Raw genomic sequence first — 24,909 nt, forward strand, 5'->3', positions numbered from 1 at the left:
TCCTTCTTTGGGAGATAAACCGATAGAGGCGTTGTTCTTGGTAAAGATGCTCGTCACATCCAGAGCCATCGGGGCGCAGATTAAGCCGGCCTCAGTGAAGATCGCGTTAACGGTCATATAACATGTGAAAGCAATCACCATGGCGGCGGAGCCCATCCAATACTACGTATACAGTTTCATGAAGGAAAGGACCGGGCACCCACTTTCGCCAGTCAACGCATCTGAACGGCAGCCCACTTGAGCCTGTTGAATACGGTTCCAGAGAGGGCGTTCTGCAGGGGCTTCACTAGCGCAAAAAACCACATTGGTGAACGCAAGGCCCCGGCCGAGCTGAATTGCGGAGTCGGTTATTGCAGCCGCCTCGCTCCACAACGCACCCTGAACTCCCCACCAGGAGCGTCCCGATGAAAGCCGTCGCCCTTACCCGTTATCTGCCGATCGATGATCCAGCATCGCTGCTTGACATCGACGTCCCCGCCCCCGCCGCGCCTTTGGGGTATGACTTATTGGTACGTGTGGAAGCGATCTCGGTCAATCCGGTCGATACCAAAGTGCGTGCGCCCAAGCCGCAGCCACTGACCGAGCCCAAAATCCTGGGATATGACGCTGCGGGCGTGATCGAGGCGGTGGGCCCGGACGTCACTGCGTTTGCCGTGGGCGACGAGGTGTACTACGCCGGGGATATCGGCCGGCCGGGGAGCAACGCGCAGTATCAGCTGGTGGATGCGCGCATCGCCGGCTGCAAGCCCACTTCGCTGAGCTTTGCGCAGGCGGCTGCCTTGCCATTGACCACGCTCACCGCGTGGGAGCTGCTGTTTCAGCGCATGCCGTTCGCATTCGATGGCGCACGTAACCGCGGCCGCCATCTATTGATCATTGGCGGTGCCGGCGGGGTGGGATCGATTGCGATCCAGCTGGCGCGACATGCCGGCTTCACCGTGATCGCCACCGCCTCCCGCCCGGAGAGCGTCGAATGGGTGCGGCAGATGGGTGCGCAGCACGTCGTCGACCACCACCAACCGCTGCACGCGCAGTTGCGGGCACTGGGCCTGCAACAGGTGGATGCGGCGCTGAATCTGGCCGATACCGACCGCTACTGGCAGCAGTTGGGCGAGATCCTGGCGCCGCAGGGGCATGTCGGCCTGATCGTCGAGCCACGCAGCCCCCTGATGATTGGCGACCCGTACAAGTCAAAGTGCATCGGCATCCATTGGGAGCTGATGTTCGCGCGGTCGCGCTACGCCACCGACGACATGGTGGAACAGCATCGCATCCTCAACCGTGCCGCGAGCCTGATCGACGCCGGCGAGCTGCGCACGACACACACCGAAACGCTGTCGCCGATCAACGCCGACAACCTGCGTGAAGCACATCGGCGGCTGGAGAGCGGCAGCACCATCGGCAAGCTGGTGTTGGCCGGGTGGTAGCCACAGCGGGTAGCGCCGCCTGTTTGCGCGGCAACACTGCAGACAGACCTGGACTACGCCCGCCATCGGGCTGCGCGGCGATGGCCAGGCATGCCCGCTACATGGTCAGGCGCCGCCCATGGCGGGCCCGCGCATAACCGATGCGGTGAAGTCAGCCAGGCAAGGTCTGCATCGCGGCCGGCAGCGCCAAAGCGGCAGCTTGGGACTTGCCGCCACGCCCGTTTGCCTGCATCGTGCGCACTCCGTACGCCAGCGTATCCATATCATGTCGCCCGCCACCGGCCCGTCCGCCTCGTCCTTCCCGCACCTGTTCACGCCACTCGATCTAGGTTTCACCCAATTGCGCAACCGCGTCCTGATGGGCTCGATGCACACCGGGCTGGAAGATCGGGCGCGCGATTTCCCCAGGTTGGCCGCCTATTTCGCCGAACGGGCCGCAGGCGGTGTCGGCCTGATCGTCACCGGCGGCTTTTCGCCGAACGTGGTGGGTTGGCTCAAGCCGTTCGGCGGCAAACTGTCCTGGCCCTGGGAAGTCCGCCCGCACCGCCAGGTCACCCGCGCGGTGCACGAGCACGGCGCCAAGATCTGCATGCAGCTGCTGCACGCCGGGCGCTATGCCTACCACCCGTTGTCGGTGGCGCCGTCCAGGCTGCAGGCGCCGATCAATCCGTTCACTCCGCGCGCATTGTCGGCAGCGGCGGTGGACCGGCAGATCGCCGCGTACGCGCGCGCCGCGCGGCTGGCGCGCGAGGCCGGCTACGACGGTGTCGAGGTGATGGGCTCGGAAGGCTACCTGATCAACGAGTTCACCGCCGCGCGTACCAACAAGCGCAACGATGCCTGGGGTGGCGACGCGACCAAGCGCATGCGGTTTGCGGTGGAAATCGTGCGCCGCATCCGTGAAGCCTGCGGACCGGACTTCATCATCATCTACCGGCTGTCGCTGGTGGACCTGGTCGAAGACGGCAACCAGTGGCAGGAGATCCTGGCGCAGGCGCAGGCCATCGAAGCCGCCGGCGCGACCATCATCAACTCCGGCATTGGCTGGCATGAAGCGCGCGTGCCGACCATCGCCACCTCGGTGCCACGCGCCGCATTCGCCGGCGTCACCGCCAAGCTCAAACCGCATCTGCGCATTCCGGTGGTGGCGAGCAACCGCATCAACATGCCGGAAGTGGCAGAACGCATCCTGTCCGACGGCGCAGCAGACATGGTGTCGCTGGCGCGCCCGCTGCTGGCCGACCCGCAGTGGACCAACAAGGCCCGCGCCGGGCAGTCGCACACCATCAATACGTGTATCGCCTGCAACCAGGCCTGCCTGGATCACGTGTTCGAAAACAAGCTCGCCACCTGCCTGGTCAACCCGCGCGCCGTACACGAAACCGAGCTGATCTATACACCTACCGCAACGCCCAAGCGCATTGCCGTGGTCGGCGCCGGACCTGCGGGCCTGGCCTGCGCGACGGTGGCGGCCGAGCGCGGGCATCACGTCACCTTGTTCGATGCGGGCAGCGAGATCGGCGGGCAGTTCAATGTGGCCCGGCGCATCCCGGGCAAGGAAGAATTCAACGAAACGCTGCGCTATTTCCGCCACCGGATCGAAGCCACTGGCGTCCAGCTGCGTCTGAACGCGCCTGTGCAGGCAGCAGACCTGAAGGACTTCGACGAGGTCGTGCTGGCGACCGGCATCGAACCGCGCAAGGTCGACTTTCCCGGTGCCGATCACCCGATGGTGGTGAGCTACCTGGACGTGGTGCTGGGCCGGCATGTGGCTGCTCCCAAGGTGGCGATCATCGGCGCAGGTGGCATCGGTTTCGATGTCGGCGAATTTCTGGTGCACGCCGGGGAGTCGCCGGCGCTGGATCCGCAGCGATGGATGGCCGAATGGGGCGTGGACCCGACCTTCGAAGCGCGCGGCGCGCTGGCCAAGCCGCAACCCGAGCGCCCTGCCCGTCAAGTCTGGCTGCTGCAGCGCAGCCCCGGGCGGCCAGGTGCCCGCCTGGGCAAGACCACCGGCTGGATACACCGCGCAACGCTCAAGGCCAAGGGCGTCAAGATGCTCGGCGGCGTGGAATATCTGGGCGTGGACGACGCCGGACTGCGCATTCGCGTGGAGGGCAACGAGCAATTGCTCGACGTCGGCACCGTGGTGATCTGCGCCGGTCAGGAACCGCGACGCGAGCTGCTGGCCGCGCTGCAGGCCAACGGCCAGCAACCGCACCTGATCGGCGGCGCGGACGTGGCCGCCGAGCTGGACGCCAAACGCGCGATCAACCAGGCCAGCCGACTCGCTGCGCTGCTGTGATCGGTGCGCGCACCCGCTGAGGCGGTGCCGCGCCGTCCGGGACAGATGTCCACCCAGGTGCAAGCCCTTCTCCGCTTGGGAGGGGCTTGGAAGCTGCGCCATCATGGCCGCCGCTCTCGTCCGTACTAGCGCCATCCCGCGTTCGACGCGTGCGCGGTTCTTCGTAGTGTCTTGGCGCTGCGCTATAAGCGGCGGATGCCGCCTGCTTCGAAAACGCGCCTGATCCCTACCCTGTCAATGGAAACGTTGCTGGCGTACACGGCTGCGCATTTCGGCAAGAGTCTGCTCTGGTACACCGGCGAGCTGCTGCTGATCTTCGCCCTGACCGAATACGTGGGACTGAGTGCAACAGCTGCCGGCGTGTCGGTCGCTGCCGGGCTGCTGGTCAGTGCCGCAATGGGGCTACTGGCTGCGCGCCGCTGGCAAGCGGGCATCAGCCTGGCATGGGCAGGGCGCGCGCAATGGCGAGGCATGGCGCTGGCGGCGGCGGCGATGTCACTGCTGTTTCTGGTGCCGCTATTGCCGCCGCCTGCACGCCTGCCCTGCGTGCTGTTGCTCAGCCTGCCGTTTCGCGCGGCCTACGCCATCGGCGATGTCGCGCAGAACACGTTACTTGGGCTCTGCCGTTGGCCTTGGCGCGGAGCGCAAGGCGTAAGCGCACTGCGCTTGATCGGCAGCGGTCTGGCTGCATTATCGATGAGTGCAGCGATCGGGCTGCTGCTCTCCAGGCCGCATGCGGGTGCTGCCACCGCGATGACGGTGGTTTGCATTGCGAGCTGCATTGCAGTGACCGCGTCGTGGTGGCTGCGTCTGACGCTGCAACCGCAGACGCAGCACGTCAACAGCGTACCAACCGATCGATCGTTCACATCCTTGCGCCACCATCCACTGTTGCCGCTGATGGTGATCGCGCTGCTGTCGCTGACCTTGCCTACGTTTACCAAACTGGCGCCGTATCTGGCGCAGACACTGATTATCTCGCAACGTTGGGGCAGCGCGCTGCTGATCAGCTACGCCATTGGCTCGGTGGTCGTACAACCGCTGGCAGCGCGTCTGCATACCGGCGCGTTCCAGCGCCTGGGATACAGCGGCGCCGCGCTGGCAGGCTGTGGGCTGCTGTTTGCGCTGCAGACAACCCGCAGCACCTGCCTGGATGCAGCGCTGGCACTTTGCGTGGGCATGGCCGCGGGCAGCGCCGGACAATGGGTCTGGGCGCGCCATGCCGAACTTTGCATGCAGTACGGCCCCACCCAACAAGCTCGCCGCTCTGCCGTGCTGACAGCGGTGGCACAGGTTGCGCTTGCGCTAGGCAGCACGGTGGTCGGCCTGCTGTTGCAACAGCACAACGACCACGGCGCAGCTCAAGCGCAACTGGCATGGTCGATGGCAATCGGGCCTGTCGCCTGCGGCGCGGCCTGTCTGCTGCTGGCCTGGAACAACCGTGTATCGCGACTTGAGCGACGACTGCCCGCAGAAGCGACACCACAATCGAGACCATTACAAACTTGACTGCCTGTATCCGGATGCACCCAAAGCCGATCCTTGACCACACCGGCGCGAAGATAGTTTGTTGAATCTGCACCGAGCCATTTAGCGGCTGATAAAACGTAGCGAACAGTGGCCAGATGAGCGTGGACGGCGCATGGGAACAGGAGTCTACGAACGGAAAACGCCGACTGCGGGCAATGGCCGCGCAAGCCTGGTGGCTGGGCAGTTTTTTAGTCGCCCTCAGGCGTCACTTGTAGTGACCAACATAGTCGACGCTCGAAAAAGATCCTTCCGTTTTCGCTGCCGAAGCCACGCGCATATTCGATATGCATCGTCACCCGACGACTTGCTTGCTTTGAAGCTGCGGTTGCCGGCGTGCGTATGATCATAGATTGGGCTCCGGCATCCACTCGCGATGCGCACGACCGTCGCGATGAGCATCATGACAGCCACCTAGCTTGGCGATCTCGAATATACGCCTCGCGAGCGAAGCGTGAGCGCATCGCGCAACGCGGTTGAGCAGCCATGAGTGCGACAACCCGGCCATCAGAATCGTGCGATAGCGATGCAATAACGCAACGTCCGACATCGCATGCGAGTTCATGCTGCGCATCGTCAACGGCTTGCTCGACGATACCGACAGATGCGCAGTGCCCACGCATGCAATCGCGTGCGACGGACCATCATCGTCGACTCGATGACGCGCAGGTTCGCCGCGTGTCTTTTCGTAGCCCAGAAGAAACGTGCAGCCGGCGTGAACGCAGAATCAGCCAAACGTCTTGCTGCACAGTGCACGCGATATCGGAACCAGGCACTGCACGCGCCCGTGTCGCCTGGGCGAATGCGACGCGCGTTACAGCTGCCTTGCGTGCTGTGCCTTGGGCATAACGCAGACACCGCCGAAGTCGCGCCGCGTCAACCCCGCCCATTCAGCCAAGATTATGTGATCGCCGCCTACCTTGCGCCAACTTTTTGACCCACCTCACTTGGTGGGCACCTTCGGTAGATCCCTCTTTCACCGAAGACCGGGCGGCCCGTGACAGGTCGCCTCCCCATGACGCCAAGCCTTTCGTATTGGTGCATCCACCTTGGATGCTCTGCGGACCGGCCCATACGGAGCAAGGAGTTGTATGAAGATGATTTGGATATTCTGGCTGGCGCAATTGATGCCGCAGCCAGCTGCAGATTCACTGTGCTTGAGTACGACCGTTTATCTGGAAGCGCGCGACCAGACCTTGCGCGGCCAACAGGCTGTCGCTGAAGTTGCGTTGCGTCGACTGGACAGCGGCTTGTGGGGCGACTCGATGTGTGAGGTGGTCACTGCACGCAAGCAGTTTGCACCGACGATCGTCGCGCCAGGCACGCAGTTGAAGAACGACGACGCCTGGAACAAGGCATTGGGTGTTGCCCTCGCCGCCGAACGCAACTGGGCGTTGCCGGTGGGCCAGCGCAAGGAGATCGTGCCTGGCGCGAGCCACTTTGCTGCCAGCGCGATTGCCAGCCCGAGTTGGCGGAATGCGTATCAGGTTGCCACCATCGGCGATCACACTTTCTACCGCGTGCAGAAGCTGCGCCCGCGGACTGCGTCGTAGCGACAGCGTGCGCCGATAGCGCGTTGCAACGTGTCCGAACCGTTGCGATGACGCGGCCGGCCAACAGCGACAGGTTGTCGCACACGCCAGTCGATGCGCGACTGCGCAGCATGCCCCCCGATGCAGCCGAGCGCCCGGTGCGTGCAGCCCGCAGATCGCTACGCGTGACGATGCCGATGGGCGGCAGCGCCCAGGCCACCGCCGATGGGCAGGCGGCACAGCTTGCCGCACAACCCGGCTAAGCTTGCATCCCCTCTTCACCATTGGATGCACATGAAGCTCTACACCAAGCCCGGCGCCTGTTCGCTTGCAGACCACATTGTGTTGCGCTGGTCCGGGCTTCCGTTCGACCTGGTCGTGGTCGATGCAGCAACCATGAAGTCGCCCGAGTATCTGCAGCTCAATCCCGCTGGCGCAGTGCCGTTACTGATGGTCGATGATTGGGCCCTGACCCAGAACGCGGCCATCCTGAATTACATCGCCGATGTTGCGCCGCTCACCAGCCTTGGCGGTGATGGCAGCGCGCGCAGCCGCGCCGAAATCAATCGCTGGATCGCCTTTTCCAATGCCGATGTACATCCGACCTTCAAGCCGATCTTCGGCAGCACGGCGTATCTGCAGGATCAGGCATTGATCGCGCGCAGTCACGACGATGCACGCAGCAAGTTGCGCGCTCTCTACACACGCGTCGATACGCATCTGCAGGGCCGGCAGTGGTTGGCCGGCGACAGCCATACCGGCGCCGATGCCTATCTGTTCGTGACCTTGCGGTGGGCCAACAAAGCCGGCGTCGACCTCACCGGCCTGACCGCGCTGGATGCGTTCTTCAAGCGCATGCATGCCGATGCCGATGTGCAGGCCGCCCTGACGGCCGAAGGCCTGTCGTAATCGGCACTGCGGCCTGACAGCTGGCGTAACGTCACACGGCAAGCCGCCCCTCGCAGCGCCTGCGGGTCGTCGCCACGCATTGCCCGCAAACGATCGCAACATATCGAGCTCCGCATGCAGGTCCAGCGCCCGCACGTGGACACAAAAAAAACGCCGGGCAGTGCCCGGCGTTCTTGTAGCAATGCACTGCGAATCAACCCAGCAGATGCGACACGCCGCTGCGCTCTTCTTCCAGCTCGGCCAGGGTCTTGTCGATGTACTTCTGGCTGAAGTCGTCGATCGGCAGATCCTTGACGATGGTGTACTTGCCGTTTTCGGTGGTAACCGGGAAGCCGAACATCACCCCTTCCGGAATGCCGTAGGAACCGTCCGACGGCACGCCCATGGTGACCCACTTGCCGTTGCTGCCCAGCACCCAGTCACGCACGTGATCGATGGCGGCATTGGCAGCCGATGCGGCCGAGGACAGACCACGCGCCTCGATGATCGCCGCGCCGCGCTTGCCCACGGTCGGGATGAAGGTAGACGCGTTCCATTCCTGGTCGTTGATCGCATCGCCTACCGAAGCGCCATCGGAGGTGGCGAAACGGTAATCCGGGTACATGGTCGGGCTGTGGTTGCCCCACACCGCCAGCTTCTCGATGCCGGCCACCGGCTTGCCGAGCTTGACCGAGAGCTGGCTCAGCGCACGGTTGTGGTCCAGGCGCAGCATCGCGGTGAAATTCTTGGGGTCCAGGTCCGGCGCCGACTTCATGGCGATATAGGCATTGGTGTTGGCCGGGTTGCCGACCACCAGCACCTTCACGTCGCGCTTGGCGACCTTGTTCAGGGCCGCGCCCTGCGCGGTGAAGATCTCCGCATTGGCCAGCAGCAGATCCTTGCGCTCCATGCCCGGGCCGCGCGGACGCGAACCGACCAGCAGGGCGACGTCGACGTCCTTGAAGGCCACTTCGGCGTCGTCGGTACCGACCATGCCCGCCAGCAGCGGGAATGCGCAGTCTTCCAGTTCCATCATCACGCCCTTGAGGGCGGCCTGGGCTTTCTCGATCGGCAGTTCAAGCAACTGCAGAATGACCGGCTGGTCCTTGCCCAGCATTTCTCCGGAGGCGATGCGGAACAGCAGGGCATAGCCGATCTGGCCGGCAGCGCCGGTCACAGCAACACGAACAGGTGCTTTCATGGGGTGTTTCCTCTGCTAAAAAGCGTTGGTGGGGGTCGCGCGCTGGCGGGGGCCGCAAGGCCTGGCGGCGCGCATTGACAAGCAAACGGCCGCGCAAGGCGGCCGTTCGACGGGGGGCTGCGATCAGGCGGCGAGGATCTTGTTCCACTCCGCAACGCGGTCGGCCTTGGCGGCCAGCACGGCGTCGGTGTCGCCTTCGATGGTGAGCGTGTTGATGGTGTCGCCCTGGGCAACGCTGTCCACCACGTCCAGACCCTGGGTGACCTTGCCGAACACGGTGTGCTTGCCGTCCAGCCACGGGGTGGCGGTGTGGGTGATGAAGAACTGGCTGCCATTGGTGTTCGGGCCAGCATTGGCCATGGACAGCACGCCGCGCTCGTGGCCGACGCCGTTATTGGTCTCGTCTTCGAAACGGTAGCCCGGGCCGCCGCGGCCGGAACCTTCCGGGCAACCGCCCTGGATCATGAAGTCGGCGATGACGCGGTGGAAGCTCAGGCCGTTGTAGAAGCCGCGCTTGGCCAGATTCACGAAGTTGGCGACGGTCAGCGGCGCCTTCTCCGGATACAGCTCAACAACGATCGGGCCGCGGGAGGTGTCGAAAGTGGCGATCAGGGACATGGAAATCCTTGCAGGTTCTGGGGTGATCAACAGCCCATTAGGATACACCCGGGCGCGTGGACGACCGCGCAGTTACGACCATGGTCCAACGACGTGGCCGGGCCCGGATCCTGAGCGCCGTCACGCTGGCTGAATGGGCGATCTGAACCGACGTCGGTCAATCCGCAACGGCAACGCAACGAAACCGCTATAATGTCGGGCTTACCTCATCTCAAGACTGGCGCCAGACAGGGGCCCTTTCCGCATGTCCATTGAAAAACTCCGCAATATCGCCATCGTCGCGCACGTCGACCATGGCAAGACCACCCTCGTCGACTGCCTGCTGAAGCAGTCCGGCACCCTGTCCGAACGCACCGTCTTGGCTGAGCGTGTGATGGACAGCAACGATCAGGAAAAGGAACGTGGCATCACGATCCTGGCCAAGAACACGGCCATTACCTGGAACGGCAACCGCATCAACATCGTCGACACCCCGGGACACGCCGACTTCGGTGGCGAAGTCGAGCGCGTGCTGTCGATGGTGGACTCGGTGCTGATCCTGGTCGACGCGATGGACGGCCCGATGCCGCAGACCCGCTTCGTGACCCAGAAGGCGTTCGCGATGGGCTTCAAGCCGATCGTGGTGGTCAACAAGATCGACCGTCCCGGCGCACGCCCGGACTGGGTGATCGACCAGGTGTTCGACCTGTTCGACAAGCTCGGCGCTACCGACGAGCAGCTGGACTTCCCGATCGTCTACACCTCCGCACTGAACGGCTACGCCAGCCTGGATTCGGACGTGCGCGACGGCGACATGACCCCGCTGTACGAAGCGATCATGCAGCATGTGTCGGCACCGGACGTGGATCCGGACGGCCCGTTCCAGATGCGCATCAGCCAGCTGGACTACAACAACTTCGTCGGCGTGATCGGCATCGGCCGCATCCAGCGCGGCGTGCTGAAGAAGAACATGCCGGTCAGCGTGATCGACCGCGAAGGCAAGAAGCGTCAGGGCAAGGTGCTGCAGGTGCTGGGCTTCCTGGGCCTGGAACGCATCGAGCAGGACACCGCCGAGGCCGGCGACATCGTCGCCATCTCCGGCGTGGCCGAGCTGACCATTTCCGACACCGTGTGTGCGCTTGAGCACCCGGAAGCGCTGCCGGCGCTGACCGTGGACGAGCCCACCATCTCGATGACCTTCCAGGTCAACAATTCGCCGTTCGCCGGCAACAAGGACCTGTCCGGCGGCAAGTTCCTGACCAGCCGCCAGCTGCGCGACCGTCTGGACCGCGAGAAGGTGCACAACGTGGCACTGAAGGTCGAAGAAGGCTCGGACGCCGACAAGTTCCTGGTCTCCGGCCGTGGCGAACTGCACTTGTCGGTGCTGATCGAGAACATGCGTCGCGAAGGCTACGAGCTGGCCGTGTCGCGTCCGGAAGTCATCATCAAGGAAATCGACGGCAAGCAGATGGAGCCGATCGAACAGCTGGTGGTGGATATCGAAGAACAGCACCAGGGCGGCGTGATGGAAAAGCTGGGCACCCGCAAGGGCCAGCTGAAGAACATGGAGCCGGACGGCAAGGGCCGCGTGCGCCTGGATTACATGATCCCGGCGCGTGGCCTGATCGGCTTCCAGAACGAGTTCCGCACCCTGACCCAGGGCTCGGGCCTGCTGTTCCACGTGTTCGACCATTACGGCCCGAAGGAACAGGGCGCCATCGCCAAGCGCCAGAACGGCGTGATGATCGCCAACGCACCGGGCGCAACTCCGGCCTATGCGCTGGGGCCGCTGGAAGAGCGTGGCCGCCTGTTCGCTGCCGAAGGCGACAACGTGTACGAAGGCCAGCTGATCGGCATCCACTCCAAGGATAACGACCTGACCGTCAACGCGATCAAGACCAAGCCGCTGACCAACATGCGTGCTTCGGGCAAGGACGACGCGATCAAGCTGACCCCGGCGATCAAGTACACGCTGGAACAGGCCCTGGACTTCATCGAGGACGACGAGCTGGTGGAAGTCACCCCGAAGGAAATCCGCCTGCGCAAGAAGTTCCTGACCGAAAGCGACCGCAAGCGCGCTGGCCGTTCCGGCTAAGCACTGACGTCCAGTCGTGAGCAAGACGCCCTATAGCCCGGATCCGCGTGCGCATCCGGGTCTCCACGCGATCGCCTTGTTGGAGGCGGTCAAGGGCGGGCTTGCGCTGTTGGCGGCGACGGGCCTGGAAATTCTGGGCCCGCTCCCGCTGCAGAACGCGGTCAGCACGCTGATCCGCCGCTTCAATCTGGATCCGGACCACGGCGCACTGCCGTCGTTGCTCAAGACCATCAGCCCCGATGCGGTGCATCTGGCGGCCGCTGCCATGCTGGCCTATGGCCTGCTGCATGTGGTGGAAGCCTGGGGGTTGTGGCGTGCCAAGGCCTGGGCCTCGCTACTGGGCTGCCTGTCGGCGGCCATCTATCTACCCTTCGATATCTACGCCATCGTCCGCCATCCTGGCTGGACCGCCTGGGCCGTGCTGGCGATCAACCTGATCGTGGTCGGCGTGCTGGCACGCGATCTGGTCAAGCGCCGACGTCGCTGACCCTGCCGCCCGTCCACGGGCACCCCGGCACGTTGTTACTCCGACGCAGCGACGTTAGCCTGCGGCAAGTCCCCTGCGGAAAACCGCCAATGCGCTCCACCTCCTTGTGCTTTGCGCTGCTGCTGGCGCTATGCGGCTGCGCGCATGCGGACCACCCGCAGCGCCCGGCAACCGGCACCGCGCCGGCAACCAAACCGCTCGACCTGATCGATGCCGATATCGCCGGCCTGCAAGCCCGCATGGCCCGCGGCGACACCACCAGCCTGGACCTGACGCGCGCCTATCTGCAGCGGATCGACACCATCGACCGCGCCGGCCCCACGCTCAATGCCGTGATCGAGCGCAATGCGCAAGCCGAAGCCGATGCGCGCACCCTGGACACGGAACGCGCCGCCGGCCGCATCCGCGGACCGCTGCACGGCATCCCGGTGCTGCTCAAGGACAACATCGACGCCGTGCCCATGGTCAACAGTGCCGGCTCATTGGCGCTGGCCGGGTTTCGCCCAGCCCGCGACGCCTTCCTGGTGCAGCGGCTGCGCGCGGCCGGCGCAGTGATCCTGGGCAAGACCAACCTGAGCGAATGGGCCAACTTCCGCTCCACCCAGTCCAGCTCCGGCTGGAGCGGCCGCGGCGGGTTGACCCGCAATCCGTACGCGCTGGATCGCAACCCCTGCGGCTCCAGCGCCGGCACCGGCGCGGCGATTGCCGCCAGCCTGGCCACGGTGGGCATCGGCACCGAAACCGATGGCAGCATCACCTGCCCGGCTGCGGTCAATGGTCTGGTCGGGCTCAAGCCCACCGTCGGGCTGGTCAGCCGCGACGGCATCATTCCGATCTCGGCCAGCCAGGACACCGCCGGCCCGATGACGCGCAGCGTCGCCGACGCGGCCGCGCTGCTGCAGGCCATCGCCGCGCCCGATCCACAGGACCCGGCGGCACGCAGTGCGCCGTCGTCCACACCGAACTATCTCGCCCAGCTCAACCCCGATGGCCTGCGCGGCGCGCGCCTGGGCCTGCTGCGCAATCCACTACGCGAAGATCCGGCGATTGCCGCAGCATTGGATCGCGCCGTGCAGATCTTGCGCGCGGCCGGTGCCACGGTGGTTGAGACTGCCCTGGTCACGGATGGCAAGTGGGATGCTGCTGAGCAGATGGTCTTACTGGTCGAATTCAAGGCCGGCTTGAATGCCTATCTGCGCAGCCACGCCGCACCGGTCAAAGACCTCGATGCGCTGATTGCCTTCAATCGCACCAATGCGCAGCGCGAAATGCCCTACTTCGGCCAGGAATTGTTCGAGCAGGCGCAAGCTGCGCCGGGCCTGGAGGATCCTGGCTATCTGAGCGCACGCGCTAGCGCCCGGCGGCTCGCCGGCGAACAAGGCATCGACGCAGCACTGAAGGCCGACCGCCTGGACGCGCTGATCGTGCCGACCACCGGCCCTGCCTGGGTCACCACGCTCGGCAAGGGCGACAGCTTTCCCGGCGCCGGGTACGGCGCCGCCGCAGTGGCCGGATATCCAAGCCTGAGCGTGCCGATGGGGCAGACCCGGGGCCTGCCGCTCGGACTGCTGTTCATGGGCACCGCGTGGAGCGAGCCGCGCCTGATCGCCCTGGCCTATGCCTATGAGCAGCGCAGTCACGCGCGGTTTGCGCCCGGCTACGCGCCGAGCGTACCGCCGGCGACACCAGCCACCGCATCGCAAACGGCCACGCCGGACTGACCGAATGCGCAACGCAGCACGCAGGCGGTGCAGACATCGACAGCATGCGCACACCGTCGCGGGCCGGACGCGTCAGCAGGCACCGCTAGATCGATGCCGCCGGCTCGCCGTCTTCCGCACCCGGCGAGCGGACGCCTTCCGGCGAGATCGGTGCTGCAGCACGCGACACCGGCTGTTCCTGCGCTGCAATTTCGGCGCGGATCCTGGGCAGCGCGTACGCGTGCTCGCGGGTCAGAAAGTCGATCATGCGCTCGCGCACCAGGCAGCGCAGATCGAACGCATCGCCAGAATTGCGCGCGCTCACCAACAAGCGGACCTGGATGGTGTTGTCGCTGGTGTCGGTGATCTGGGTAACGCACACGCGCCCATCCCAGAGCGGCTCGCTCTGGCAGATGCGCTCAAGTTCCGCGCGCACTGCCGCGATCGGCGTGCGGTAATCCAGCCACAAGAACGCGGTACCGAGCAGATCCGCACTGGCCCGCGTCCAGTTCTGGAACGGGTTCTCGATAAACCAGGTCAGCGGCACCACCATGCGTCGCTCGTCCCAGATGCGCACCACCACATACGAGCTGCCGATCTCTTCGATGCGGCCCCACTCGCCTTCCACGATCACCACATCGTCCAGACGGATCGGCTGGGTCAAGGCGATCTGCAGCCCGGCAATCAGGTTACCGAAGACCGGCTTGGCCGCGATACCGGCCACCAGCCCGATGATGCCGGCCGATGCCAGCAATGTCTTGCCGATCTGGCGCACCTGCTCGAAGCCAAGCAACACCACCGAGATGCCGAGCAGGATCACCGCGCCCATCACCACCCGGCTCAGCACCCGTGTCTGGGTCTGGATACGCCGCGCGGTGAGATTGTCCGATACCTCGATCGGATTGCTGCGCAGGATTGCCGCCTCGCCGGCTGCTACTGCGCGTACCAGCAGCCAGGTGACGCAGCCGACGATGCCGACATGCAACAGGTGCTGCACCGCCGCCAGCGCCTTGCCGGACAGCGGCGTCGCTTCGGTGGCGACCCCCAGAAACAGCAGCGGCAGGATGAAGGCCGCCGGCAGCGTGACCACGCGAAGGATGCGTGCGCGGCGGTAGTCGCGGCCCTGCATGCGGCGGAACAGCCACAGCATCAGCGACCAGGTGACGATGCCCGCCAGCAGCGCGGCGCCTAGCGGGATTGCGTATTCGCGGATGACGTTCCAATCGGCAGTCAAACCGTTCCTCCTGTGGGGGGAAAGAGGGATGGCTGCAGCATCATGCCGCACGCGGCATGAGCATCACGTCATGCGTACAGTGCGGTCACGCGCCCAGCGGCTGCGAGCTCACCTGTTGTTGCTTGCGCACGATCGCCATCGCAATTTCCAGCGACTGCTCATAGTTCAAGCGCGGGTCCACGCTGGAGCGATAGGCACGCTCCAGATCGCGCTCGGTGAGCTCGCGCGCACCGCCGGTGCATTCGGTGACGTCTTCGCCGGTCAGTTCCAGATGCACGCCGCCCAGCCGTGTGCCGGCCGCCGCATGCAGGTCGAACGACAACTCCACTTCGCTGCGGATATTGTCGAAACGCCGGGTTTTATAGCCGTTTCCGGTGCTTTCGGTATTGCCGTGCATCGCATCGCAGACCCACAACACGCGTCGGCCATCGCGCTTGACCGCATCCAGCAGCGGCGGCAATTTTTCGGCAATCTGGGTCGCACCCATGCGATGGATGAAGCTCAAGCGCCCGGGTTCGTCCTCGGGGTTGAGCACATCGATCAGGCGCAGCAGCTGATCCGGCTGCACCGATGGCCCCACCTTGATCGCAATCGGATTGCGCACCCCACGCAGATATTCCACATGCGCGCCATCCAGCGCTGCGGTGCGCATGCCGATCCACGGGTAATGCGTGCTGAGGTTGAACCAGCCCCACTGACGCGGCACCTGACGGGTCAGGCCCTCTTCGTAGGGCAGCAACAGCGCTTCGTGCGAGGTGTAGAAGTCGATGCGATTGAGGTTGTACACCTCCGACCCGGACAGGGTTTCCATGAAGCGCACCGCGTCGCCGATCGACGCCACCATCTTCTGGTAGTCCGCCGCCAGCGGCGAATAACCCACCCAGTCCAGATTCCAGTACTCGGGGTGGTGCAGGTCGGCGAAACCGCCATCGATCAACGCACGCACGAAGTTCATCGTCATCGCCGACCGCGAGTGTGCGGTGATCATGCGGCGCGGGTCGGGCACGCGCGCGGCCTCGGTGAAGGCCGGCGCATTGATCACATCGCCGCGGTAACTGGGCAAGGTCACGCCATCGCGCGTTTCGGTATCGGCGGATCGCGGCTTGGCGTACTGCCCGGCAAAGCGCCCTACCCGCACCACCGGCAGGCGCAGGCCATGCACCAGCACCAGGCTCATTTGCAGCAGCACTTTCAGCCGATTGGAGATCGTGCCCGATTCGCAATCGCTGAAATTCTCCGCACAATCGCCGCCCTGCAGCAGGAAGCGCTTGCCTTCCTGCGCCTCTGCCAGCTGGCGCTTGAGCGCGAAGATCTCCCACGAGGTCACCAGAGGCGGCAACTGCCCCAACTCGCTCATGGCGGCCTGCAGCTCATCCTGGTCCGGATACACCGGCAGCTGCAGGGCGGGTTTGCCACGCCAGCTACCCGGCGCCCACGACGAGGCGGCGGAATCGGAAACGGGAGTTGGGGAGGAAAGATTCATGGAAAAGCTCCTGGACAGCCTGCGATGGTGGCAGAGCCTGATCGCTACGCAAAGCACCCAGGCTGCAGAGCACACCGCTGCCAGTCACCTATCTCCACTGAGGGCAGCGACCAAAGCAACGGACACGGCTGAACGGCGCGGGATTCACTGTGCAATTTCGATGTTTTTTTGTGCAAACGACAGAGACCTGCCATCGGCCCATCAGTGGTGATGCACCGAACTACGCCGCGCCTTGAAGCCGGCATATAGCGCCCACAATGCAAGCGCCACGAACCACACCATGCTCCACATCGGCATGCTCAGGCCCAGGAAGCGCCAATCGATGTTGCCGCAATCCCCGGTACCGGTCAGCACCGTGCGAAACACTTCGAACGGCCCCATCGTCTCGCTCAGAAAGCTCAGTGGCGGCCCGCACGACGACATCATGTCCTTGGGCCGGATCTGCACCCAGACATGCCGCGCCGCAATCCCCATGCCCACGCCCGCCGCGATGAAACCCAACACGCCATAGACCTTGCGCCCACCGGCAGCACGCGGCCCATGCAGCGCCCCCAGCAGGAACACTACCGCCAGCGCCGCGAATGCGATCCGCTGAAAAATACACAACGGGCATGGCTCGAGTCCCAAGTGCAGTTGCACATAGATCGCGTAGGCCAGCAGTCCTGCGCAAGCAACAAACCCCAACAGAAACTGTGCCCGGAAACCCCAACGGAATGGATTCATCGTGACCGCTTGCCTAGGACCAAGGCCTCGATTATCAGCCATGACCGCCGACATGACCACGCATGCATGCGTCTGCCGAAGCGCCTGCTACGAAGCGCTACAGCATCTGCGCGGTGCTGTCGGCGCTATCGGTGACCTGCAGAGCACTCAAGCGCCCCTCGAGGAGGGCGGAGGCATCCAAAGCTCCTGGTGCGGATGGATCCGGCTCGGGCACGAACGGCCGATGCGCCGTGATCGCGTCGCAACCACATGCGTGCCGCGGACAAGATGAAAGCATTGCCATGCCCAATCCACCGCGCTCCCGCCCCCTGTCTCCACAGCACCTCTGGCAGCCCCCAGGCTTCCGGGGAACCGGCCACCGAGCCAAGCGCCGTCCCACGCCATCATGGCTGCTTAGTTGAGATGCGACGCGTCGCTCAAACGCCAACCTCGCCCTCACTCCAATTCACGACCGACTTCACGCACTCCGGATCCTCTTCACTCCCAAGCCAGCGCGCCAGAACATTCGCGGATTCTTCGATCCACGTTGGCCGTACCGCAGCATCCGGTGATCGCGCCGCGCCGGCGATTTGCACCTTGCTGCGTCCCTCCACGACACCCCCAACGCCCCAATAAAAAAGCCCGGCGCGAGCCGGGCTTTTCTAAGCATCTTTACGAAGCGCTCCGATTACTCGGCCACTTCTTCCGCCACGACCGGGCGGTCGACCAGCTCGACATACGCCATCGGCGCATTGTCACCGGCACGGAAGCCGGCCTTCAGGATGCGCAGGTAGCCGCCGGGACGGGTCGCGTAACGCGGGCCCAGCTCGACGAACAGCTTGCCCACGGCTTCCTTGTCGCGCAGGCGAGCGAAGGCCAGACGACGATTGGCAACGCCATCGACCTTGCCGATGGTGATCAGCGGCTCGGCGACGCGACGCAGTTCCTTGGCCTTCGGCAAGGTGGTCTTGATCAGCTCGTGCTTGAACAGCGAAGCGGCCATATTGCGGAACATGGCTTCGCGGTGCGCGCTGGTGCGGTTGAACTTACGACCGGATTTCTGGTGACGCATGAGTGTGATTTCCTAAGGAATGTTGAGACTGCTTGAGAGACGTTGTCGCCATCCTGGCGCTGTTGAATGGACTGCGGTTGGTCCGAACCGGCCGTCCCTTGACCGGATGTCACCGCGGGCTTTGGCCCGTCGATGTAAAAAACAAACATGGGCGCCCGAAGACGCCCATGCGGGTGATGCATTAACCAAGCATGCCGTGCTGGGCGACACCGGCCGGCGGCCAGTTCTCCAGCTTCATGCCCAGCGCAAGGCCGCGCTGTGCCAGCACTTCCTTGATTTCGGTCAGCGACTTCTTGCCAAGATTCGGGGTCTTGAGCAGTTCCACTTCGGTCTTCTGGATCAGATCGCCGATGTAGTAGATGCTCTCGGCCTTCAGGCAGTTGGCCGAACGCACGGTCAGCTCGAGGTCGTCGATCGGGCGCAGCAGCACCGGATCCACGCCGCTGGCAGCCGGCTTGGCCGCACCGCGATCGCGGTGGGTGAAATCGCCGAACACCGACAGCTGATCGCTGAGGATGTCGGCGGCGGTGCGCACGGCTTCCTCGGCATCGATCGTGCCGTTGGTTTCGATATCGATCACCAGCTTGTCGAGGTCGGTGCGCTGTTCGACGCGCGCAGCTTCCACGGCATAGGCAACGCGACGCACCGGCGAGAACGACGCGTCCAGCATCAGACGACCGATGGTACGGGTCTCTTCATCCGGACGACGACGCGCAGCAGCCGGCTGGTAGCCGAACCCACGCTCGATCTTCAGACGCATGTTCAGTGCGGTGTCTTTGGTCAGGTGGCAGATCACGTGGTCGCCGTTGATGATCTCAACGTTGTGATCGGTCCTGATGTCGGCCGCAGTGACCGTGCCCGGACCCTGCTTGGACAACGACAGCGTGGCGCTGTCGCCACTGTGCATGCGAATCGCCACGTCTTTCAGGTTGAGCAGGACGTCAAGCACGTCTTCCTGCAAACCCTCGACCGTGGTGTACTCGTGCAGCACGCCGTCGATCTCGACCTCGGTGATCGCAAAACCGGGGATCGACGACAACAGCACACGACGCAGGGCATTGCCCAGCGTGTGCCCGTAACCGCGCTCCAAGGGCTCGATCACGACCTTGGCACGGTTGTCGGTAAGACGTTCGATCTGCGGACCACGGGGGCGCAGAACCTGGTTGGCGGTAACCGTCATGTTGCGGGGTCTCCTGCGAACCTCCGGCAGTGCCGGAGGTTCTCCAATGTGAATTACTTCGAATACAACTCGACGATCAGCGCTTCGTTGATATCCGAAGGCAGGTCAGCGCGATCCGGCACGGCCTTGAATACGCCGCTGAACTTCTTCGAATCGACTTCGACCCACGACGGCGTCATGTCGTGCTGCTCAGCCACGGTCAGGGCTTCCTGCACGCGGAGCTGCTTCTGTGCTTTTTCCGACAGCGTGATCGCATCGCCGGCCTTGATCTGGTACGAAGCCAGATTCACCGACTTGCCATTGACCAGCACGCCACGGTGCGACACCAGCTGGCGCGCGGCCGGACGGGTGACCGCAAAGCCCATGCGGTAGCAGACGTTGTCCAGACGGGTTTCCAGCAACTGCAGCAGGTTCTCGCCGGTGTTGCCCTTCTTGGTCGAGGCCTTCTTGTAGTAGTTGCGGAACTGACGTTCCAGCAGACCGTAGATACGCTTGACCTTCTGCTTTTCACGCAGCTGGGTAGCGTAGTCGGAGAGCTTGCCTTTGCGAGCCGCGCCGTGTTGGCCGGGCTTCTGCTCAAGCTTGCACTTGGAGTCCAGCGCACGCGCCGGGCTCTTGAGGGAAAGATCGGCGCCTTCGCGGCGGGCGAGCTTACAGGTAGGACCGATATAACGAGCCATTTCTTATCGCTCCCTTTAGACGCGACGCTTCTTCGGCGGACGGCACCCGTTGTGCGGGATTGGCGTCACGTCGATGATGTTGGTGATCTTGTAGCCCACGTTGTTCAACGAACGCACGGCCGACTCACGGCCCGGACCCGGACCCTTGATACGTACTTCCAGCGACTTCACGCCGTAGTCGAGCGCAGCGCGGCCAGCCTTTTCGGCGGCAACCTGAGCAGCGAACGGGGTCGACTTACGCGAACCACGGAAACCGGCGCCGCCGGACGTAGCCCACGACAAGGCGTTGCCCTGGCGATCGGTGATGGTGACGATGGTGTTGTTGAACGAAGCGTGGACGTGAGCGACGCCGTCAGTGATGACGCGCTTGATCTTCTTCTTCGTTTTCTTTTCTGCTGGCTTTGCCATGATCTATCCCTTACTTCCTGATCGCCTTGCGCGGACCCTTGCGGGTGCGGGCGTTGGTACGGGTGCGCTGACCACGCAGCGGGAGACCACGGCGATGACGCAGACCGCGATAGCAGCCCAGGTCCATCAGTCGCTTGATCGCGATACCGATTTCACGGCGCAGGTCGCCTTCGACGACATACTTGCCGACTTCGGCGCGCAGGCGCTCGATTTCGGGTTCGGACAGATCACGAATCTTCGTGGTCGAGGTAACGCCTGCGGATTCGCAGAGCTTCTTAGAACGGGTACGGCCGATGCCGTAGATGCTTTGCAACCCGACCCAGACGTGCTTCTGGGCTGGCAGGTTGACGCCTGCAATACGCGCCATGACGCGATTCTCCAACTGAGTGATGGCCCGACAGCGCCCAGGCGCCATCCGGCAGGATGGATCAAAAGTGAACTCGGAATTATAGCAAGGCCTCGGATTGCTTTGAAGCCCGTGGAACCAGAGGTTCCATGGACCCGGCGTGGGGAGTGTGCCCTCGCTCCGGCGCCGGACGGTGTTGATCCAGAAAACTTCTCCGAACCGCCTGTGCTACTCCCGCACAGGACCACCCCGTCACACCCGCGCGCGAGACGTCGCGCGAGCCGCCCTTCTGATCGGAAGATCGTGGCCCGGGAACCAGGCCGTCTTCACGTAATGAAGATCTAGTGTACCACTTAACCGCGCGCCAAGCCGCCGCGCGAGCCGCCCTTCAGGTTGGCCTTCTTCAGCAAGCTCTCATACTGGTGCGACATCAGATGCGCCTGGATCTGCGCAATGAAGTCCATCACCACCACCACCGCGATCAGCAACGACGTACCACCGAAATGGAACGAGGTCCCGAGCTGAGTGCGCATGATTTCCGGCAGCAGGCAGACGATGACCAGGTACAGCGAACCAGCCGCGGTCAGCCGCGTCAGCACGCCGTCGACGTAATCCGCCGTGGCCTTGCCGGGGCGGATGCCCGGAATCAATGCGCCCGACTTCTTGAGATTGTCGGCAGTCTCTTGCGAGTTGAACACCAGTGCGGTGTAGAAAAACGCGAAACCGATGATCAGCGCGGCAAATACCAGCATATGCACCGGCTCGCCCGGTCCAAGCGCGTTGGCGATCTTCTGCAACCACGAACCCACGCCACTACCTGATGCCGCCTGACCCGACCACATCGACAGCGTCGCCGGGAAGGCCAGGATGCTGGAGGCGAAGATCGGCGGAATCACGCCCGCCATGTTGAGCTTCAGCGGCAGGAACGAGGTCTGGTTCATATACGCATTGCGACCGCCCTGGCGGCGCGCGTAATTGACCGTAATCCGCCGTTGCCCACGCTCGACGAACACCACAAACAGCGTAAACGCCAGGATGGTGATGACGATCAGCAACAGCGAAATGAAGCTCAGATTGCCTTCGCGGAACGCCTCGACAGTCTGGATGGCCGCCGACGGCAGTCCGGCCACGATGCCGGCAAAGATGATCAGCGACACACCGTTGCCGATGCCGCGCTCGGTGACCTGCTCGCCAACCCACATCAGGAAGATTGTACCTGCCGTCAGCGCGATCACTGCTGTGAGCACAAAACCCATGCCCGGCGCGTACACCACCGGAGCGCCGCCCGGTGCGGTCTGGTTCTGCAGCGCAAGCGCGATACTGCCGCCCTGCACCACCGCCAGAAGCACCGCGCCAATGCGGGAATACTGGGTGATCTTGCGTCGGCCCGACTCGCCTTCCTTCTGCATCGCCTTGAGGGCGGGAAAGATATGCGTGGCCAACTGGATCACGATCGATGCCGAGATGTACGGCATCACGTTCAACGCAAAAATACTGAAACGGTGCAGGGCGCCGCCCGAGAACATGTTGAACATGTCCACGATGCCGCCGCCCTGCGCCTGCATCAACGAAAGCATGGCATCGGGATTAACGCCCGGCACCGGCACATAGCAACCGATGCGATAGACGATCAATGCCCCGAGGACGAACAGTAGCCGCTGGCGAAGTTCCGTGAACTTGCCGAGCCCGCCACCGAGGTTACCAATGCCAGCCTGCGCCATCTGCCGATTACTCCTCTACGCTGCCGCCGGCAGCTTCGATTGCTGCCTTGGCGCCTGCGGTAGCCGCAACGCCCTTCAGCACGAACTTCTTGCTCAGCTCGCCCTTCAGCACGATCTTCGCCTTCTTGGCGCGGCTCGGGACCAGATTGGCCGCACGCAGCGCTGCAAAGTCGACATCACCGGCATCCAGCTTGTCCAGCTGGTAGGACAACACTTCAGCGGTATCGCGCGCCATCTTGGAGCGGAAACCGATCTTGGGCAGACGGCGCTGCATCGGGGTCTGGCCGCCTTCGAAGCCGGCCTTGATCTTGCCGCCGCCCTTGCGAGCGAACGAACCCTTGTGACCGCGACCAGCGGTCTTGCCGAGGCCCGAACCGATACCACGACCGACGCGGGTGCGTTCGGTACGGGCGCCGTCGGCCGGCTTGAGGTCATTAAGACGCAGAGTCATTGGATTACTCCTCAACCTTGACGAGGTAGTGAACCGTATTGATCAGGCCACGCACCTGCGGGCTGTCCTTCAGTTCACGCACATCGTTGAGCTTATTCAGGCCCAACGCACGCACCGACAGGCGGTGACGCGACTGGGTTCCACGCAGGCCACGCACCAGGCGCACCTTGACGGTCTTGTTGGTGTCCTTAACCATGGTTGAGCTCCTCCACCTTCTTGCCGCGCTTGGCCGCAACACGGGCCGGCGACTGCACTTCCGACAGACCCTTCAGGGTTGCGCGGACCAGGTTGATCGGATTACGCGAACCGACCGCCTTGGCCAGCACGTTCTTCACGCCTACAGCTTCGAGCACGGCGCGCATCGCACCGCCGGCAATGACGCCGGTACCTTCGGAAGCCGGCTGCATGTACACGCGTGCGGCGCCATGGCCGGACTTGACCGCGTGCCACAAGGTTCCGTTGTTCAGATCAACAGTAGCCAGGTTCTTGCGCGCCTGTTCCATCGACTTCTGAATGGCGACCGGCACTTCGCGCGCCTTGCCATAACCGAAACCGACCTTGCCCAGACCATCGCCGACCACGGTCAGCGCAGTGAAGGTGAACTGGCGACCGCCCTTGACCGTCTTGCTGACGCGGTTGACCGCGACCAGCTTCTCGATCATGCCGTCGTCGACTTTCTCTTCGCGGTTACGGTCGCGATCACGACCCCGCGGTGCACGTTCTTCTGCCATCTTGATTCCTTGATTGATTGAGTATGTACGGCTCGAAGCCGCTTATGGTTGTGGAGTGGAACGGTGTTCCCGCGGCCGCTGCAAAAGAACGGGACGGTCCGGCATCTCCCCGCCGGCGGAAACGCGGATGCGGCCGATGGCCACATCCGCAGCAGTGCTTAGAACTGCAGGCCGCCTTCGCGAGCCGCATCGGCCAGCGCCTTGATGCGACCATGGTAGCGGTAGCCCGAGCGGTCGAATGCGACCTTCTCAATACCAGCAGCCTTGGCGCGCTCGGCGATCAGCTTGCCGACCTTGACGGCGGCATCGCTGTTCTTGCCGTTCTTCAAGCCATCCTTGACGTCGGCCTGCAGGGTGTTCGCCGCAGCAATCACCTTGGAACCGTCGGCAGTGAAGACCTGGGCATACAGGTGCTGACCGGTGCGCAGCACCGACAGACGCGCGACGCCCAGCTCGCGGATGTGTGCACGGGTCGACTTGGCACGACGCAGGCGGGCGATGTTCTTGTTGATGCTCATGATATTTATCCTACGAAAGCTGAAGGAAAACAGGCTTTTGCAATAAGAAGTCCAGCCATGGATGGCCGGACTCCTCGCAGAGGGACCTGCCTTACGCCTTCTTGGCTTCCTTGCGAATGATGACTTCACCGGCGTACTTCACACCCTTGCCCTTGTAGGGCTCCGGCGGACGGAAACCGCGAATCTTGGCGGCGACTTCGCCGACGCGCTGCTTGTCGGCGCCCTGGACCACGATTTCGGTCTGGGTCGGGGTCGACAGCGTGATGCCTTCCGGCGCCACGAACACCAGCGGGTGCGAGAAACCGAGCGCCAGGCTCAGATCCTTGCCCTGCATGGCAGCGCGGTAACCGACGCCGACCAGCTCGAGCTTGCGCTCGAAGCCTTCGGACACGCCCTTGACCATATTGGCCAGGATGGCGCGCACGGTGCCGGTGATGGCCAGCTGCGACGGATCGTTTGCCGACAGGGTTGCGACATCGCCGTCGATGGCGATTTCCACGCCCACCGGCTTGGGCAGGGTCAACGTACCCTTCGGGCCCTTGACGCTGACCAGCTCAGGCTGGACGTTGAGCTCAACACCCTTCGGAAGGGAAACAGGCTTCTTGGCTACACGGGACATGTTCG

General features: G+C 63.8%; 25 protein-coding genes and 1 other RNA gene. 9 read left to right on the forward strand and 17 right to left on the reverse strand.

Annotated features, from left to right (window positions below; genetic code table 11):
* Positions 1 to 404 precede the first annotated feature (404 nt).
* From FHY19_RS12215 to FHY19_RS12225, 3 genes are all read left to right on the forward strand, one after another.
* Complete coding sequence (locus FHY19_RS12215) at positions 405 to 1,427, forward strand: zinc-binding alcohol dehydrogenase family protein (protein WP_259166319.1); 1,023 nt, start codon at positions 405 to 407, stop codon at positions 1,425 to 1,427.
* 265 nt (positions 1,428 to 1,692) lie between these two features.
* Positions 1,693 to 3,732, forward strand: a complete 2,040-nt coding sequence (locus FHY19_RS12220; RefSeq protein ID WP_259166320.1) for an NADPH-dependent 2,4-dienoyl-CoA reductase — start codon at positions 1,693 to 1,695, stop codon at positions 3,730 to 3,732.
* A gap of 237 nt (positions 3,733 to 3,969) precedes the next feature.
* Complete coding sequence (locus FHY19_RS12225) at positions 3,970 to 5,241, forward strand: MFS transporter (RefSeq protein ID WP_259166321.1); 1,272 nt, start codon at positions 3,970 to 3,972, stop codon at positions 5,239 to 5,241.
* A gap of 86 nt (positions 5,242 to 5,327) precedes the next feature.
* On the opposite strand, the gene FHY19_RS12230 is transcribed toward FHY19_RS12225, so the two are convergent.
* Positions 5,328 to 5,403, reverse strand: a non-coding RNA gene (locus FHY19_RS12230) — sX9 sRNA.
* 947 nt (positions 5,404 to 6,350) lie between these two features.
* Between FHY19_RS12230 and FHY19_RS12235 the strand changes: the two genes are divergently transcribed.
* The 3 genes from FHY19_RS12235 (at position 6,351) to FHY19_RS12245 (ending at position 7,700) form a co-directional block, all read left to right on the forward strand.
* Positions 6,351 to 6,812, forward strand: a complete 462-nt coding sequence (locus FHY19_RS12235; RefSeq protein WP_055846073.1) for a cell wall hydrolase — start codon at positions 6,351 to 6,353, stop codon at positions 6,810 to 6,812.
* 110 nt (positions 6,813 to 6,922) lie between these two features.
* A complete protein-coding gene (locus tag FHY19_RS12240; RefSeq protein WP_259166322.1) occupies positions 6,923 to 7,054 on the forward strand; it encodes a hypothetical protein in 132 nt (43 codons plus the stop codon).
* Between the two features lie 31 nt (positions 7,055 to 7,085).
* Positions 7,086 to 7,700 (forward strand): glutathione binding-like protein, encoded by a 615-nt coding sequence (locus FHY19_RS12245; protein ID WP_259166323.1) that lies wholly within the window; start codon positions 7,086 to 7,088, stop codon positions 7,698 to 7,700.
* Positions 7,701 to 7,893: 193 nt separating this feature from the next.
* On the opposite strand, the gene FHY19_RS12250 is transcribed toward FHY19_RS12245, so the two are convergent.
* Together FHY19_RS12250 and FHY19_RS12255 are read right to left on the reverse strand one after the other, a co-directional pair.
* Complete coding sequence (locus tag FHY19_RS12250; RefSeq protein WP_259152815.1) at positions 7,894 to 8,880, reverse strand: malate dehydrogenase; 987 nt, start codon at positions 8,878 to 8,880, stop codon at positions 7,894 to 7,896.
* Positions 8,881 to 9,003: 123 nt separating this feature from the next.
* Entirely contained in the window at positions 9,004 to 9,498 is a 495-nt protein-coding gene (locus FHY19_RS12255; RefSeq protein ID WP_039413197.1) for a peptidylprolyl isomerase, read from the reverse strand.
* 244 nt (positions 9,499 to 9,742) lie between these two features.
* Here FHY19_RS12255 and typA point away from each other — a divergent pair, with 244 nt between their 5' ends.
* The 3 genes from typA to FHY19_RS12270 all read left to right on the forward strand — a co-directional run bounded on the left by typA (position 9,743) and on the right by FHY19_RS12270 (position 13,780).
* Positions 9,743 to 11,572: a translational GTPase TypA gene (typA, locus tag FHY19_RS12260; RefSeq protein ID WP_259152811.1), complete on the forward strand. Its 1,830-nt coding sequence runs from the start codon at positions 9,743 to 9,745 to the stop codon at positions 11,570 to 11,572.
* A gap of 16 nt (positions 11,573 to 11,588) precedes the next feature.
* Positions 11,589 to 12,059 (forward strand): DUF2127 domain-containing protein, encoded by a 471-nt coding sequence (locus FHY19_RS12265; RefSeq protein WP_259152810.1) that lies wholly within the window; start codon positions 11,589 to 11,591, stop codon positions 12,057 to 12,059.
* 104 nt (positions 12,060 to 12,163) lie between these two features.
* Positions 12,164 to 13,780, forward strand: a complete 1,617-nt coding sequence (locus tag FHY19_RS12270) for an amidase (protein WP_259166386.1) — start codon at positions 12,164 to 12,166, stop codon at positions 13,778 to 13,780.
* An 85-nt stretch (positions 13,781 to 13,865) separates the two neighbouring features.
* Here FHY19_RS12270 and FHY19_RS12275 read toward each other — a convergent pair whose 3' ends face one another.
* The 14 genes from FHY19_RS12275 to rplF all read right to left on the reverse strand — a co-directional run bounded on the left by FHY19_RS12275 (position 13,866) and on the right by rplF (position 24,904).
* Entirely contained in the window at positions 13,866 to 14,993 is a 1,128-nt protein-coding gene (locus tag FHY19_RS12275; protein WP_259166326.1) for a mechanosensitive ion channel family protein, read from the reverse strand.
* Positions 14,994 to 15,078: 85 nt separating this feature from the next.
* Positions 15,079 to 16,476, reverse strand: coding sequence for a 3-deoxy-7-phosphoheptulonate synthase class II (locus FHY19_RS12280; protein WP_259166328.1), 1,398 nt, complete (start codon positions 16,474 to 16,476; stop codon positions 15,079 to 15,081).
* 201 nt (positions 16,477 to 16,677) lie between these two features.
* Positions 16,678 to 17,199 carry a disulfide bond formation protein B gene (locus FHY19_RS12285; RefSeq protein ID WP_259152805.1) on the reverse strand — a complete coding sequence of 174 codons (522 nt, stop codon included), beginning with the start codon at positions 17,197 to 17,199 and terminating at the stop codon, positions 16,678 to 16,680.
* 667 nt (positions 17,200 to 17,866) lie between these two features.
* Positions 17,867 to 18,250, reverse strand: a complete 384-nt coding sequence (rplQ, locus tag FHY19_RS12290; protein WP_003486665.1) for a 50S ribosomal protein L17 — start codon at positions 18,248 to 18,250, stop codon at positions 17,867 to 17,869.
* Positions 18,251 to 18,431: 181 nt separating this feature from the next.
* Positions 18,432 to 19,430 (reverse strand): DNA-directed RNA polymerase subunit alpha, encoded by a 999-nt coding sequence (rpoA, locus tag FHY19_RS12295; protein WP_002811635.1) that lies wholly within the window; start codon positions 19,428 to 19,430, stop codon positions 18,432 to 18,434.
* A gap of 53 nt (positions 19,431 to 19,483) precedes the next feature.
* Positions 19,484 to 20,110: a 30S ribosomal protein S4 gene (rpsD, locus tag FHY19_RS12300; protein WP_002811641.1), complete on the reverse strand. Its 627-nt coding sequence runs from the start codon at positions 20,108 to 20,110 to the stop codon at positions 19,484 to 19,486.
* 15 nt (positions 20,111 to 20,125) lie between these two features.
* Positions 20,126 to 20,518, reverse strand: a complete 393-nt coding sequence (gene rpsK / locus FHY19_RS12305; protein ID WP_003486671.1) for a 30S ribosomal protein S11 — start codon at positions 20,516 to 20,518, stop codon at positions 20,126 to 20,128.
* A 10-nt stretch (positions 20,519 to 20,528) separates the two neighbouring features.
* Positions 20,529 to 20,885, reverse strand: coding sequence for a 30S ribosomal protein S13 (gene rpsM / locus FHY19_RS12310; protein WP_003486672.1), 357 nt, complete (start codon positions 20,883 to 20,885; stop codon positions 20,529 to 20,531).
* A gap of 332 nt (positions 20,886 to 21,217) precedes the next feature.
* Positions 21,218 to 22,585 carry a preprotein translocase subunit SecY gene (gene secY / locus FHY19_RS12315; RefSeq protein WP_039412801.1) on the reverse strand — a complete coding sequence of 456 codons (1,368 nt, stop codon included), beginning with the start codon at positions 22,583 to 22,585 and terminating at the stop codon, positions 21,218 to 21,220.
* Positions 22,586 to 22,592: 7 nt separating this feature from the next.
* Positions 22,593 to 23,036 carry a 50S ribosomal protein L15 gene (gene rplO / locus FHY19_RS12320; RefSeq protein WP_003486676.1) on the reverse strand — a complete coding sequence of 148 codons (444 nt, stop codon included), beginning with the start codon at positions 23,034 to 23,036 and terminating at the stop codon, positions 22,593 to 22,595.
* A gap of 4 nt (positions 23,037 to 23,040) precedes the next feature.
* Positions 23,041 to 23,232, reverse strand: coding sequence for a 50S ribosomal protein L30 (gene rpmD, locus FHY19_RS12325; RefSeq protein ID WP_259166331.1), 192 nt, complete (start codon positions 23,230 to 23,232; stop codon positions 23,041 to 23,043).
* A complete protein-coding gene (rpsE, locus tag FHY19_RS12330) occupies positions 23,225 to 23,767 on the reverse strand; it encodes a 30S ribosomal protein S5 (RefSeq protein WP_003486682.1) in 543 nt (180 codons plus the stop codon). The genes rpmD and rpsE overlap by 8 nt, the downstream gene beginning before the upstream one ends.
* A gap of 158 nt (positions 23,768 to 23,925) precedes the next feature.
* Positions 23,926 to 24,285: a 50S ribosomal protein L18 gene (gene rplR / locus FHY19_RS12335; protein WP_005993383.1), complete on the reverse strand. Its 360-nt coding sequence runs from the start codon at positions 24,283 to 24,285 to the stop codon at positions 23,926 to 23,928.
* 91 nt (positions 24,286 to 24,376) lie between these two features.
* Complete coding sequence (gene rplF / locus FHY19_RS12340; protein WP_064634201.1) at positions 24,377 to 24,904, reverse strand: 50S ribosomal protein L6; 528 nt, start codon at positions 24,902 to 24,904, stop codon at positions 24,377 to 24,379.
* Between the last annotated feature and the right edge of the window lie 5 nt (positions 24,905 to 24,909).

Source organism: Xanthomonas sp. 4461 (assembly GCF_024806475.1).
Classification (GTDB): Bacteria; Pseudomonadota; Gammaproteobacteria; order Xanthomonadales; family Xanthomonadaceae; genus Xanthomonas; species Xanthomonas arboricola_F.